General features: G+C 55.8%; 10 protein-coding genes. 3 read left to right on the top strand and 7 right to left on the bottom strand.

The window, feature by feature from the left end; genetic code table 11:
• The first annotated feature begins 226 nt into the window (after positions 1-226).
• Both FAZ14_RS01270 and FAZ14_RS01265 read left to right on the top strand, forming a co-directional pair.
• A complete protein-coding gene (locus FAZ14_RS01270) occupies positions 227-2830 on the top strand; it encodes a YdbH family protein (protein ID WP_153507930.1) in 2604 nt (867 codons plus the stop codon).
• Between the two features lie 39 nt (positions 2831-2869).
• Positions 2870-3103: a YnbE family lipoprotein gene (locus FAZ14_RS01265; protein WP_153507929.1), complete on the top strand. Its 234-nt coding sequence runs from the start codon at positions 2870-2872 to the stop codon at positions 3101-3103.
• Positions 3104-3313: 210 nt separating this feature from the next.
• Here FAZ14_RS01265 and FAZ14_RS01260 read toward each other — a convergent pair whose 3' ends face one another.
• Positions 3314-3919, bottom strand: coding sequence for an FMN-dependent NADH-azoreductase (locus FAZ14_RS01260; protein ID WP_016942439.1), 606 nt, complete (start codon positions 3917-3919; stop codon positions 3314-3316).
• A gap of 385 nt (positions 3920-4304) precedes the next feature.
• On the opposite strand from FAZ14_RS01260, the gene hrpA reads away from it, so the two are divergent.
• The gene (gene hrpA / locus FAZ14_RS01255) at positions 4305-8192 is read left to right on the top strand and encodes an ATP-dependent RNA helicase HrpA (RefSeq protein WP_153507928.1); all 3888 of its coding nucleotides are present in this window, start codon (positions 4305-4307) and stop codon (positions 8190-8192) included.
• Positions 8193-8316: 124 nt separating this feature from the next.
• On the opposite strand, the gene FAZ14_RS01250 is transcribed toward hrpA, so the two are convergent.
• The 6 genes from FAZ14_RS01250 to FAZ14_RS20515 form a co-directional block, all read right to left on the bottom strand.
• Positions 8317-9012, bottom strand: a complete 696-nt coding sequence (locus FAZ14_RS01250) for a LutC/YkgG family protein (protein WP_029456464.1) — start codon at positions 9010-9012, stop codon at positions 8317-8319.
• A complete protein-coding gene (locus FAZ14_RS01245; RefSeq protein WP_016942435.1) occupies positions 9012-10433 on the bottom strand; it encodes a LutB/LldF family L-lactate oxidation iron-sulfur protein in 1422 nt (473 codons plus the stop codon). Before FAZ14_RS01245 ends, FAZ14_RS01250 begins: the two co-directional genes overlap by 1 nt.
• Positions 10434-10444: 11 nt before the next feature.
• Positions 10445-11164 (bottom strand): (Fe-S)-binding protein, encoded by a 720-nt coding sequence (locus FAZ14_RS01240; RefSeq protein WP_153507927.1) that lies wholly within the window; start codon positions 11162-11164, stop codon positions 10445-10447.
• A gap of 120 nt (positions 11165-11284) precedes the next feature.
• Positions 11285-12835: an L-lactate permease gene (locus FAZ14_RS01235; RefSeq protein WP_153507926.1), complete on the bottom strand. Its 1551-nt coding sequence runs from the start codon at positions 12833-12835 to the stop codon at positions 11285-11287.
• Between the two features lie 282 nt (positions 12836-13117).
• Complete coding sequence (locus tag FAZ14_RS01230; protein WP_016942432.1) at positions 13118-13936, bottom strand: trypsin-like serine peptidase; 819 nt, start codon at positions 13934-13936, stop codon at positions 13118-13120.
• A gap of 359 nt (positions 13937-14295) precedes the next feature.
• A partial coding sequence (locus FAZ14_RS20515) for a hypothetical protein (RefSeq protein ID WP_478210372.1) occupies positions 14296-14457 on the bottom strand: 162 nt, incomplete at its 5' end.

Genomic DNA, 14457 nt, shown 5'->3' with positions numbered 1-14457 from the left:
AATCCAGGCTGGGACGCGGTGTACGGGGGCGGCACCGTGACTGCCATCAAGGCGGAGTGTAGTCAGATACTGCGCTTATGTGAAAATTTTATCATGATCAGGTAATTGTGATGTATGGATTTTGCTGGGTAATGTGAGCTGAATGGTGATATTTAGCGCATTGGTCGTAACAATTCGCACTGAATGACAAAAATGATGATAACGAGAACACCCTGAAACATAATCCATGCTGACGTTTATACGCTGTACCCGATGGCTGGCCCTGCTGGTCGTGGCACTGACATTGGGGGGAATCATCGCCTGCCTGATGATGCCGCGCTGGTTACCCGTGGTAGTGCAGCCTTATTTGCCTGTCGGTGTGACGGTGGCGTTGAGTGACACGCCCGGCTGGCGTCAGGGGGGATTCTGGCTGCCCGATGTACAACTGCGTCTGGCATCGTGTCGGCCAGCGACGCTATCAGGCTTGCTGGTGCGTTACCGGCAAGGGCGCTGGCATTTGGAGGCGCAAGCCTTGACGCTGGATGCGGATTGTTTGCGGCAATGGCCAGCCTCTTCCTCGATGACGGCACCTCAATTAACGCAGTGGCAACAGTGGTTGCCGGAAACCGAATTGATTTTGCACCACGTTGCACTCACCCCCTGGCTGCCCGATGCGGGCAGTCTGCACCTGTCTACCAACACATCGCGCCAGCAACTCCGTATCCAGAGCGACCAGCTACAGGTGCAGGCCGAACTGCGTGGTGCTGAACTGACGTTACATCAAGGCCTGATGCGCACGGCACCGCAAGAAACACCGCTACAAATCAACGGGGCGATGCACCTGGCACCAACGCTTAACCGCCTGCCGCAACGGGGGGAGGTGCAAGGCGTCGGGTTACCATTACGGTTACCGGAACCGGCCAGTGCGGTGTTGCGCTGGCAGGGGAATCAGGGCGAGTTGACGGTCAGTGTAGCGTCAATGGACGAACCGCTGCTGACGCTGCCGTGGCGGATAATCGATGGCAACCTGCGTATTCAGGACGGGCGCTGGCGCTGGCCGTATGCCAGCCAGCCGCTGACCGGCGGCGTTTCGCTGACATTGTACGATCTGTTGCAACCGCGCGACCCACTGCGGCTGGAAGCACGCCTCAATATCCTGACCCAGGGACATCATGGCCGCGCTAACGCCGTGCTGTCGTTGGGGCCCGGTTTACTGGGGATGGCTGACAGCGATATGCGCTTCCAGTTTACCGGGCAAGTGAATTTACCTGATGTGTCCATTTTCGCGTCATTGCCGGGCAGCGTGAAAGGAGCGGTGCTTGATCCTACCGTGGCGTTGCTACCGGGCGCGCTGTTACGGGCCTGGGGAACGCCACGCCCGGACGTCGAACTGGAGGAAGCGCGCTGGCCGCTGGCGGGAATCCAGGTGACCCGGCAAGGTGTGAGCGGCAGGTTACAGGCGATTGTCAACGTACGCGACCGGTACTGGGGGCGCTTTCGCTTGCACCTTGACGGTAAGGCGCAGCAGTTTTGGCCAGACAGCGGTGACTGGCGCTGGCGTTATTGGGGGGAGGGTGAGTTGCCGCCGTTGCAAGGCCGATGGGATATCGCAGGTCAGGGGCGCTGGCAGAACAATGAGATTGACGTCGAGTCGTTGTCCAGCGGACTTAACCAACTGCGGTACGGCGTGGTGACGGTAGAGCAGCCGAGGTTGACGCTGACAGAACCCCTGCGCTGGCGACGCGACCCCACGACGGGCACGCTGCGCGGCGCGCTGAAACTGGCGGCGAAGCAGGTGAATTTTCACGGCGCTGGCACGCTGCCAGCCACCGAGCTGGCGCTGGATATTCATGGCCGCAATTTGCAGGATTTCCAATGGAATGGTCTGTTGCAGGCGCAGGCGGTTGGTCCTATTCGACTTAACGGCCGCTGGGACGGACAACGGCTGCGTGGTAACGGGTGGTGGGCGCCGCAGCCGTTGCGGGTATTCCAGACATTGTTACCGCCACGTTGGCAACTGGCGATTCGTACCGGGCAGTTTTACGCACAGGCGGCATTTTCCGCCGCTCGTGGGCAGGGATTCCGCGCCGGGGGGCATTGGGTGGTGAAAAACGCCAGCGCCTGGCTGGAGGATGGCGAAGTCAGCGGGGTGAACTTTGTGCTGCCGTATCGCTTCGAAAATCATCGCTGGCAGTTGGGCATTTCCCGTCCGGTGGCGTTACGCATTAACCGGCTTGATAGCCTGTTCCCGATGCAGAATATCGATATACAACTGTACGGCCATTATCCTTACAGTGAGCGTCACCCGTTTACGCTGGCGCAACTGGACCTGGATGTGCTGGAAGGGCACCTGTCGCTATCGCCGTTGCGCCTGCCTGCGCATGATTCGGCGATATTACGGCTACAAGGGATTGATATTGGTGAACTGGTGAGTGGCCTGAAGGTGAAGAAGCTATCGATGTCTGGCCGGGTAAGTGGCGTACTCCCGCTGAACTTCAGCCACCCGTCGATGCTGGTCAAAGACGGCAAATTCACCAATGATACGCCATTGACCATAGCGCTGGACTCGCAACTGGCGGACCAACTGGCACGAAACAGTGTCGCCAATGCGACGGCTGTAGCCTGGTTGCGCTATCTGGAAGTGGGGCGCTCCTGGGTGACGGTCGATATCAGTCAGAACGGCGAGTTGTCGCTGGCGTCGCGTATTACGGGGCAAAGCGTGATGGATGACCTGTCACGGCGTGACATTGTGCTCAATTATCGCCAGCAGGAAAATATCTTCCAGTTATGGCGCAGCCTGCGTTTTGGCGACAACCTGAAGGCAGCACTGGAACAACAGGTCGCTGAGTAAAATTGCCGAGTCATTGATGATGAGTGGTAAGAGGACGAGATGAGAACAGCCTGTGTCGCGATAACGGCCGTGTTGCTAACCGGCTGCACCCCGCGCATTGAGGTGGCGGCGCCAAAGGAGCCGATTACCATCAACATGAACGTGCATATTGAGCACGACATTCGTATTCACACGGATAAAGAAACGGCACAACTGCTCGATAGCGCCGGTAACCGGGCCGGTGAGCAGATAAAGAAAAATCAGGGTAGTAAAGGCGTCGTTATAGACGAGTAGTCGTTATAGATGGATAGCAGTTATAGACAAATAGCAGTTATAGACGGGTAGTCGTTATCGGCAAGTCATAAAAAAACGCCGTGTGCCATAAAAAGGAGTAATCAGGCAACACGGCGGCGAGTATGAGGGTAATTAACGCGTTATACACCCCAAATCATTCAGGTTGCAGGCCAGCCAACGCACCGGCAACGTGAAGACGGACGGGGAGAATTATGCAGATGCCAACTGGGACAGCTGTTCTTTAGCATCAGCCACCGCTTTCTGTGCCATATCCGGGCCGTAAGCGATACCTTCTGCAAACACAAATTCGACATCGGTGATGCCGATGAAGCCCAGCATCAGGCGCAGGTACGGTGCGACCACATCGCTCTCGGTATCTTTGTGGATACCACCACGGCTGGTCACTACCACAGCGCGTTTGCCTTTTACCAGACCTTCCGGCCCCTGCTCGGTGTAGCGGAAGGTGACGCCAGCACGGGCGATGAAGTCGAAATAGTTCTTCAACTGAGTTGAAATGTTGAAGTTGTACATCGGGGCGGCCAGCACGATAACGTCATGCGCCTGCAGTTCAGCAATCAGGGCATCGGACAGCGCCAGCGCGTCCTGCTGACGCGGGGTCAGCGGCTTGTCGGAAGGACGCATCGCGCCAACCAGTTCACCATCCAGCACCGGTACTGGCTGAGCGGCCAGGTCGCGAACGGTAATGGTGTCAGCAGGGTGTGCTGCCTGCCAGGAGGCGGTAAAGTGGTCAGCCAACTGGTTAGATTGAGAGAAGTCAGCCAAAATGCTTGATTTCAGAACGAGTACTTTGCTCATTGCCTATTCCTTGTTAAGTGTGCCAGAACGAATGTTGTCGTCGCATGAACGCATCATAGGTGTGTTATGGGCAACGGGATAGCGCAATATTTCGAGATCTTTATTCGATTTTATTGAATGAAGGGGGCGAGAGGCGAGAGGCGAGAGATAGTGCGGCAGAATCCCTTTTGATGGCATATAGCCTGCGCCGTCAATGTGATACCATGCCCGCCGCCCGAATTTGTGTTTTCGCCATGTTGCGCTGGTCATCATTTTTCTGGTCGCCGTTTTTGGGGTCACTATGCGTTCTGATAACCCTCAGGCGATGCTTGCCGACCAGCGGCCATCCCCCTGGGTGTTCGGTATGGCGACGCACTCCCGGAATCAGACAGTAAGGAATTGCACCGTGACATCACCTCTCCATGCGTTAGAACCTCAACTTGATGCCTTAATGCTACGTGACCGGCAACGTCTGCGTCGCCGTTTGCAAGGCGCGATGAAAGTGGGGAATCCACAGGCGCAGGCGGCGATTGCGCAGGAAATTGGTCAGGAGATTGATACTGCTCGCCTGCGGGTAGAACAACGCAGGACGTCGCTGCCGACTATCCATTATCCCGAGGCGTTGCCGGTCAGCCAGAAACGTGAGGCGATCCTCAGCGCTATCCGCGATCACCAGGTGGTGATCGTGGCCGGGGAAACCGGTTCAGGTAAAACCACCCAGTTGCCGAAGATGTGCCTGGAGTTGGGGCGCGGCGTGACCGGTCTGATAGGCCATACCCAGCCGCGTCGACTGGCGGCCCGCAGCGTGGCGGACCGCATTGCCACCGAGCTGGAAACCCCGTTGGGCAGCACCGTGGGTTACAAGGTGCGGTTTAACGATCAAGTGAGTGACAACACGCTGGTCAAGTTGATGACCGACGGTATCCTGCTGGCGGAGATTCAGCAGGACAGGCTGCTGATGCAGTACGACACGCTGATCATTGATGAGGCCCACGAACGCAGCCTCAATATCGATTTTATTCTCGGTTACCTCAGGCAGCTGTTACCGAAACGCCCGGACCTCAAGGTGATAATCACCTCGGCGACCATCGACCCGCAGCGTTTTTCGCGCCATTTCAGTAATGCGCCAGTGATTGAAGTGTCCGGACGTACCTACCCGGTGGACGTGCGTTATCGACCGGTGGTGGAAGAAGCGCAAGACAGCGACCGTGATCAGCTCCAGGCGATACTGGATGCGGTGGATGAGCTGTGCCACGAAGGGCCGGGCGATATTCTGGTGTTTATGAGCGGCGAGCGGGAAATCCGCGATACGGCCGATGCGTTAAGCAAGCTCGATTTGCCGCATACCGAGATTTTGCCGCTGTATGCGCGTCTTTCCAGTCAGGAGCAGAACCGGGTATTCCAGTCTCACCACGGGCGTCGCATCGTACTGGCGACCAACGTGGCAGAAACGTCGTTGACGGTACCGGGTATCCGCTATGTGATTGACCCCGGCACGGCGCGCATCAGCCGCTACAGCTATCGTACCAAGGTGCAACGCTTGCCGATTGAGCCGGTGTCACAGGCTTCCGCCAACCAGCGAAAAGGGCGCTGTGGCCGTGTGGCGGCGGGGATCTGTATCCGCCTTTATTCTGAGCAGGATTTTCTCTCCCGGCCCGAGTTTACCGACCCGGAAATTTTGCGTACCAACCTGGCCTCGGTCATTTTGCAGATGACAGCGTTGGGGCTGGGGGATATCGCGGCCTTCCCGTTTGTCGAAGCGCCGGACAAACGCAATATTCAGGACGGGGTAAGGTTACTGGAAGAGCTGGGCGCGATTCACACCAGCGATGATGGCCGTTATCGCCTGACACCGCAGGGGCGGCAACTGGCGCAACTGCCGGTTGACCCGCGTCTGGCACGTATGGTGCTGGAAGCGCGACAGACCAGCTGTGTCCGTGAGGCGATGATCATTACCGCCGCGTTGTCGATTCAGGACCCACGCGAACGCCCGGTAGAGAAAAAGCAGGCGGCGGAAGAAAAACATCGCCGGTTTGCCGACAAAGAGTCCGATTTTCTGGCGTTCGTCAATCTGTGGGACTACCTGCAAGAGCAGCAAAAAGCCTTGTCATCCAGCCAGTTTCGCAAGCTGTGCCGTAGCGACTACCTCAACTACCTGCGGGTGCGGGAATGGCAGGATATCTATACCCAACTGCGTCAGGTGGTAAAAGAGCTGGGCTTCCCGGTGAATAGCGAACCGGCGGATTACCGCAGCCTGCATTGCGCGTTGCTGACCGGCCTGTTGTCCCATATCGGGCAAAAAGACGTCGATAAGCAGGAATTCAGCGGTGCGCGGAACACCCGCTTTGCCATTTTCCCCGGCTCCGGTTTGTTTAAGAAGCCGCCGAAGTGGACGATGGTGGCGGAACTGGTGGAAACCAGCCGTTTGTGGGGGCGTATCGCTGCCCGCATCGAACCGGAATGGGTCGAGCCGCTGGCGCAGCACTTGATCAAACGCAGTTACAGCGATCCGCACTGGGAAAAAGCGCAGGGCGCGGTGATGGCGCAGGAGAAAGTCACGCTGTACGGTTTGCCGCTGGTGGCTGCCCGTAAAGTGAACTATGGCGCTATCGACCCGGTGGTGTCGCGTGAACTGTTCATTCGCCATGCGTTGGTGGAAGGCGACTGGCAAACCTCCCACGGTTTTTTCCGGGCCAACCAGCAATTACGCCAGGAAGTGGAAGAACTGGAAAACAAATCCCGCCGCCGCGATATTTTGGTGGATGACGAGACACTGTTTGCGTTCTACGACCAGCGTGTGCCGCAGGATGTGGTATCAAGCCGCCATTTCGACAGTTGGTGGAAACAGGCCGCCAAAGCCAACCCGGAATTGCTCAATTTCGAAAAGGCGATGCTGATCAAAGATGGCGCGGAACGTGTCAGCGCGCTGGATTACCCGAACCATTGGCAGCAGGGTGAGCTGCGGTTACGGCTGACCTACCAGTTTGAACCGGGCGCTGATGCGGACGGCGTGACCGTGCATATCCCGCTGCCGGTATTGAATCAGGTGAAAGAAGACGGATTCGAATGGCAGATCCCTGGGTTACGGCGTGATCTGGTGGTGGCGTTGATCAAGTCATTGCCAAAACCGATACGGCGTAACTTTGTACCGGCACCTAACTACGCGCAAGCGTTTCTGGCGCGGGTCACCCCACTGGAAAAAGGGTTGCTGGAAGCGTTGGAGCGTGAGTTACGCCTGATGACTGGCGTGACGGTTGACCGCGAGGCCTGGCAGTGGGATCAGGTGCCCGATCATCTGAAAATCACCTTCCGGGTGGTGGATGAGAAAAACCGGACGCTGCGGGAAGGCAAGCAGTTGCGGGCGCTGAAAGATCAGTTGCAGGAGAAGGTGCAACAGACGTTGTCGGCAGTGGCGGATGACGGCATCGAGCAACGCGATTTGCACATCTGGAGTTTTGGCGATTTACCGGAGCGCTACGAACAAAAACGGGGCGGTTATGCGGTAAAAGCCTATCCGGCGCTGGTGGATGAAAAAGACAGCGTGGCAATCCGTCTGTTTGATTCGCCGCACCAGCAACAGCAGATGATGTGGCGTGGTCAGCGCCGTCTGTTGCTGCTCAATATTCCGTCACCCATTAAGTATCTGCACGAGAAACTGCCGAATAAGGCCAAGCTGGGGCTGTATTTCAACCCTTACGGCAAGGTGCTGGAGCTGATTGACGATTGCATCGCCTGTGGTGTGGACAAATTGATGGAACAAGCCGGTGGCCCGGTGTGGCAGGAGGCGGCGTTTCGCCAGCTGCACGAGCGTGTGCGGGCGGAGCTGAATGACACGGTGGTGGATATTGCCCGTCAGGTGGAGCAGATCCTCACCACGGTGTTTAACATCAATAAACGGTTGAAAGGCCGGGTGGACATGGCGCTGGCACTGGCGTTAAGCGACATCAAAAGTCAGTTGGGCGGGTTGGTATTTCGCGGTTTCGTGACCGATAACGGCTATAAGCGCTTGCCAGATGTGCTGCGTTATCTGCAAGCCATTGAGCGTCGGCTGGATAAACTGGCGCAGGATGTTCACCGCGATCGGGCGCAGATGCTGAAAGTTGAGCAGGTGCAGCAGGCCTGGCAGCAGTGGCTGAATAAGCTGCCGCCGGAACGACGCGATGATGATGACGTGAAAGCCATCCGCTGGATGCTCGAAGAGTTGCGTGTCAGCTATTTTGCCCAGCAACTGGGCACACCGTATCCCATTTCTGATAAACGCATTATGCAGGCGATGGATCAGATAGACGGGTAATGCGGATAGCGGGATAACCGGCCTTGCGGCAGTACCGACCAGGTAGCAGTAGCAGTAGCAGTAAACGCTGGATAACCCTTGCCCGGTGCTTAAGTCGCATCGGGCAAGGGGATAGTGGCAGCAATTAACAGTCTTCGATGATCAGATACGCAGCGTTAACCGGGCCGTGTACCCCCACCACCTTGATAAGCTCGATGTCTGCGGTGGAACTGGGGCCGCCTATCAGGTTGATACAGGAAGGCATTCGGGTGCCTTGCTCCGCCAACTGATGCAGATGGCGCGCCAGTTGCGCGACACGCGGTAAAATCGTGCTCTTGCGCACCACAAAAATTGACGACTCCGGCAGTAAGCTGACCGCACGGCCACGGTCCGGGGTGGAAAATAGCACCACGCCGCCCGATTCCGTTAACCCATATTCCGCGTAGACCACACCGACTTTGGCTTGCTCAGCCAGCCGGATATTTTCGTCTCCCCGCGCAGGGTCCCACACCTCGGCGTGGCAGGCTTCCTGCAACCGTGCGGTGATCCCCAACGCGACCAGTCGCTCATCGCCGCTGAGGATCACCGGCTCGCGGCCATAACGTTCGCATAAACGCCAGGCGGCCTCGGCGGCATCCGCCTCGCTGGTCAATTCACAATGCGCCAGCATGACGTTGGTGGCGCATTCAATGAACGCGTCACAGCGTTGCTGCGCGTCAAGTTCAGTCAGACGGGTCTGGGCATGGTCATGCGCAGGAACCGGCGGCGGCGACGGAAGATGACGAACCGGTCGGCCCAGTGCGTTGGCGATGTCGGCTAAAAATGCGTCTCTGTGATTCATCATTTATTTCCCTGCGCTTTGTGTTTTTTAAACCAGGAACGGAAACTTTCACCATCGGCGGGTGGCAAGTCACGCGCCTGTGTCCATTCGCTGATGGCGCCGATGTTAATCGGGAGCTTCCCATCCCGGATAAACCAACTGGCGGCACGGGCACCCGCTATCATGCCGACTTTCCATAACGTCGGGTGGCTGTTGGCATAAGCGAACAGCTTAATCGTGCTCTGCTCGCCTTTGGGCGTGAGCCCCCCTTCTGCCATGACGCGGCGGTGTTTCAGAATCAGCTTCGATAACGGAATCTGGACCGGGCATACGCTGTCACAGGCGGTACACAACGAGCAGGCGTAGGGCAGATCTTTAAAATCATCGTAACCACCCAGCAGGGGAGAAATGACCGCGCCGATAGGGCCTGGGTAGATAGAACCGTAGCCGTGACCACCGATATGGCGGTACGCCGGGCAGGTGTTCATGCATGCGCCGCAGCGAATACAACGCAATATGTCCTTGAACTGCGACCCCAGCACGGTGGAACGGCCGTTATCGACAATCACCAGATGGAACTCTTCCGGGCCATCCACATGGCCTGCCTCGCGTGGGCCGGTGAGCCAGGTATTGTACCCGGTCAGCCGCGCGCCAACGGCACTGCGCGCCAGCATGGTGATGAGCACATCCACCTCTTCAAACGTCGGCGCGATACGTTCCATTCCCATCACCGCGATGTGCGTCTTCGGCAGGGTGGTACACATGCGGGCGTTGCCTTCATTGGTCACCAGACACACGGAACCGGTTTCCGCCACGGCGAAGTTACAGCCGGTGACGCCGATTTCCGCACTCAGAAAATCCTGACGGATCTTTTGGCGGATGAACAGTGTCATGGCTTCCGGGGTTTCCGGCCCGTCGTAGCCCAGTTTTTCACGCAGCACACGTTGAATCTGGTGACGATCTTTATGAATCGCCGGTACCACGATGTGTGACGGCGGATCGCCATCAAGCTGCAGAATGTATTCGCCAAGGTCGGTTTCAATCACCTGGATACCGGCTTCCTGCAGCACGTGGTTCATGCCAATTTCTTCGGTGACCATCGATTTGGCCTTAACCACTTTTTTCGCCTGCTTCGACTGGGCGACACGCAGGATGTAATCCGTCGCGTCCTCTTTGGTTTTGGCAAAAAAGACGTGACCACCGTTAGCGCTGACGCGTTCTGAGAGCTGGTAGAGGTAGGCATCCAGATTAGCCAGTACGTGTTCACGGATTTGGCTGGCACGTTCGCGCCAGTCTTCCCAATGACCCAACTCATCCACCATTTTCTGGCGGTTGGCACCGATGCGCTCCTGCGCGTTGGCAACGGCGTTACGCATAATGGGGTCGTCTATCTGTTGCTTGATACGCGCTTTGAAAGCAACATCGCTGGTTTTTAAGTACATGGGTAACCTCCTCAGCGGCTCATCAACACTTCGGCGATATGCATCACCTTGACCGGGCGTCCTTCGCGTTGCAGACGTCCGCCGATATTGAGCAGGCAACTGACATCGGCACCGATCAGGTAATCCGGCTCGGCATCCATAATATGGCCCACTTTTTCTTTCACCATTTCACCGGAGATTTCCGCCATTTTTACCGAGAAAGTACCACCGAAACCGCAGCAGGTTTCCGGTGCCTGAAACGGCAGCAGTGTCAGACCATCGACCTGTTTCAGTAGCGCCAGCGGTTCTTCTTTCACGCCCATCTTGCGAAACAGACTACAGGACGGATGGTAAACCGCCTTGCCGGATAAACGCGCGCCTACATCGACGACGCCCAGCGTGTTGACGATGAACGAGGTCAGGTCGAACATCCGTGCGGCGACCTGCTCTGCGCGTTTCGCCCACGCCGGTTCATCGCTAAGCCAGGTGGCGTAACTTTTGATGGCGTAGGTACAAGAACCCGCCGGGGAGATAATCGGGTCGTCATTTTCTTCCAGCGCCGCAATCAGGTTTTTCATCCCAGGGATGGCTTCTTTCACATAACCGCTATTGAGTGCGGGCTGACCGCAGCATCCCTGCTTTTCAGGGAAATGAACCTGGCAGCCTAAGTGCTCCAGCAACAGCACCGAATCACGCGCCATGCGTGATTTCAGCGCGTCGCCGATACAGGTCACAAAAAAGTTAACATTCACGACATCTCTCCAATACAGTAGATAGACTTGTTTTTATAATTAGGACGTTATCGTCCGGCGCTGATTATTCGGAAAAACAAACAGGCTCGGGACAGAAACAGGTTTAAGACATAACCAGGTTTAAGACATAAACAAATAATAAAACAGCCCGACTTTTAGCCCGAGAATCAGGATATAGGCGGTACAGTATTTCAGCGTACCGGCCATAATGGCGCTGCCTTGTCCGTCCATTCGGGTGGCGGATACCGCAATGGCGATACTCTGCGGGGAGATCATTTTCCCGCCGGTTGCCCCGGAGGTGTTAGCCGCCGCCAGCCAGACGGGGTCAATATGGAGTTTTTCTGCCGCGACCGTTTGCAACTTGCCGAACAGTACGTTCGAGTTGGTATCGCTACCGGTGACGAACGTCCCCAGCGCACCGATGATAGGCGCGATAAAGACATAGGCACCCCCCGTGATATTCACCATGGTCTGCGCCAGCGTGGCGATAAGCCCACTGACATCCATGATGGTCGCCATCGCGACGATAGTGGTGATAGCGATAATCGAATTTTTCAGCTGCTTAATCGTGTTAGCTAACACACTCAGCATCTTGCCTAACGTGGCTCCCTGAATGAAACCACCCAGCAGGGTCGCAATGATGATCAGCACGCCGGGTGTGGCTATCCAGTCGATTTTCAGTGACAGCGCTTTTCCTTGCGGTAACGGGAAAGACAGCGTTGAAGTCACCTGCCCGACAACCTGCTTAATGCCGGGGAATAACGGCGAGCAAAGCAGGATAAAGGTAAAAATAAGCATATAAATAGAACAGGCTTTCAGCAATTCACGGCCTGAAGGCAACGCCCTTGAGCGGGTATTATTCTGAATAAGGTAGCGTGGGTCGGTTTTCCCCTTACGCGCACGCCCCATTGCTGCGACCGCGATAAGGCTGACGAGGCTGCCTGCAAACGCTGGCAGTTCTGCCCCCAGGTGAACGGCGACAAAATACTGCGGGATCAGGGTAGTAATGCCACACACCAGGGTGATGCCCACCACGCCTTTTATCGCTTTCACACCGTCACCGATGATGGCGATAATCACAAACGGCAGCAGAATGTTGAACAACGCCAGTTGCAAAATGATCGTACCGCCGAGGGCGGTGACCGGCAGGTGGACCTGCTCTGCCAAAATCGACACCGGAATACCGACGGCACCGAAGGCGGTGGGTACGGTGTTTGCCACCAATGAGGCGATGGCCGCTTTCAGTGGGTTAAAACCCAGCGCAATCAGAATACCGATAGGAATCGCCACGGCGGTACCGTAGCCCGCTGCCGCTTCAAGGAAGCCGCCGAAGCACCAGGAAATCAACAGCACCTGAATACGCTTGTCGTCGCTGATGCTAGCCAGTACGTCACGCAGAACATCCATGCTGCGTGTTTCTTGCATCAGGTTATAACTGTAAATTGCCCCCAGAATCACAATGATGATAGGCCATAAGCCCTTTATCACCCCATAGCCAATGGCTGACCCGAGTGTTTGTAACGGCATGTGCCAGACCGTCATGCTCAATATTGCCGTGATCACCAGGGTGATCAGGACGGAATGATGAATGGGCATTTTGATTTTCAAAATCAGAATGATCATTATCACTAATGGCAACACGCCAAGTGAGAATTGTAAGTATTCGTACATGATGCTCCCTAAAATAAAAATGTAACTTATTGATATCGTTCTAGGAGTAATCGTTTATAGAGAGATAAAAAAATCGGGTCAGGTGGCTGGATCGCTTCATTGAAAGATAAGTTTCAACTTGTCGGTAAAAGGTATGAACAGGTTACCCTTAGGTATAAGAGAAGGTTAATGCCATTAACAAATTGTGGGCTTTTACGGAAAAAAGGGGGAGGTGCGGACGGTATAAGGGAGGGAACGGGAAACTGCCGGCATGTCAGCGACGATACCGGCGGGTCATTGCTATCAGCGTTTCTCTTTAGCCAGTGCTTCCAACTGCTGGCGTATAGCGGTGACCGCAACAGCGCGGTTATCGGCGAGCTTGCGGTTGCTGGCGTCCGGGGCGGAGCTTTGGATGCCGACCAGAATCCAGCTACCGGCGGTTCTCAGCATCAACGGCGAACCGCTATCGCCCGGTAAGGTGTCGCAGCGGTGGGCCATCACGGCGTTATGGACCCAACCGGTAATCTGGCAATCCTGATGACGGTACAAGGTGTCCTCATGGTCTTCCGGGTAACCAGCCTGAGTAACCTTCTGTTGTGCCGCATCGAGCGCGGTTTTCAGTTCTTCCTGCGTGCCTTGCCAGATAGGTAATGGGCGGATGCCCGGCGGTGTTTCCCGCAGGCGAATCAGGGCGAAATCCCACGGTGCGGCAGCGGGGGGGACAATCCAGCCATCGCCGTCCGCTTTTAACATTTTGGCCAGTTTCTTATTGGTTAACGCTTCAATTTTATCAGTTTCATAGCGCCAGCCATTTTCTGCCGACAGAAAACGCAGTGCGACCGGTTTGTCCGGTACACCGGGCGGTGCTACGACACAGTGGCCTGCCGTCAGTGCCAGGTGGGGTGAAATCAATGTGGCGGTGCACAGGTTGCCGCTGGCGGTTTCTAATTGACCAATCGCCTGCCATGGCCACTGGGAGGTATCCGGCACGCTATCGCGGTCATCATGATTAAAGAACAGGGTCTGTTTTTGTTGTTCCGTCAGGGTTGAGGTGTCGTTATCGGCCCACACGTAAGGGGCGAGCACGCTCAATGAACATAACAACCAGGCTGATATGCGCATGTAATGAATGGCCTTTAAAAATGAAAAAATTCAGCGTAGTAACCGTCATCAATCCACTATAAACGTAGCATGCCGACATCAAAGCAGGAAACGATAGGGTAGTCAGGTGGATCGAATGACCTGATTTGGGCGCGCTGGTGAGAGTGAAATCGGATTACAGGAAAAAGACGACAATGACCAACGCGCAGATAAGCAGGAAGGACAACATGATTTCGAATGAATAACGCCGCAGCATTATCAGGTCCCCCATGAAACAAACACCCGGCGAACCGGGTGTTTTATAACACTACTGTCATGCCGATAATCGCTACCGGTGTTCATGACCATTAACTATTTCTTATATTTCTTACCTGAGTGAATTAAGCGGCTGTTGGAGCAGCAACTTTCTTCGCTTTCTTCACTTTTTTGTGTTTTTTGGCAGCCTGAGCTTTCTGAGCAGCCGGTGCTTTCTTAGCTACTTTTTTGTGTTTTTTGGCAGCCTGGGCTTTCTGAGCAGCCGGGGCTTTCTTAGCTACTTTTTT

Source organism: Dickeya oryzae (assembly GCF_009372235.1).
Lineage (GTDB): Bacteria > Pseudomonadota > Gammaproteobacteria > Enterobacterales > Enterobacteriaceae > Dickeya > Dickeya oryzae.
This window is presented reverse-complemented; position numbering and strand designations above follow the sequence as displayed.

Coding starts and splice junctions, on each gene's coding strand:
- FAZ14_RS01270 (WP_153507930.1), top strand. CDS start 227: ATGCTGACGTTTATACGCTGTACCCGATGGCTGGCCCTGCTGGTCGTG.
- FAZ14_RS01265 (WP_153507929.1), top strand. CDS start 2,870: ATGAGAACAGCCTGTGTCGCGATAACGGCCGTGTTGCTAACCGGCTGC.
- FAZ14_RS01260 (WP_016942439.1), bottom strand. CDS start 3,919: ATGAGCAAAGTACTCGTTCTGAAATCAAGCATTTTGGCTGACTTCTCT.
- FAZ14_RS01250 (WP_029456464.1), bottom strand. CDS start 9,012: ATGAATCACAGAGACGCATTTTTAGCCGACATCGCCAACGCACTGGGC.
- FAZ14_RS01245 (WP_016942435.1), bottom strand. CDS start 10,433: ATGTACTTAAAAACCAGCGATGTTGCTTTCAAAGCGCGTATCAAGCAA.
- FAZ14_RS01235 (WP_153507926.1), bottom strand. CDS start 12,835: ATGTACGAATACTTACAATTCTCACTTGGCGTGTTGCCATTAGTGATA.
- FAZ14_RS01230 (WP_016942432.1), bottom strand. CDS start 13,936: ATGCGCATATCAGCCTGGTTGTTATGTTCATTGAGCGTGCTCGCCCCT.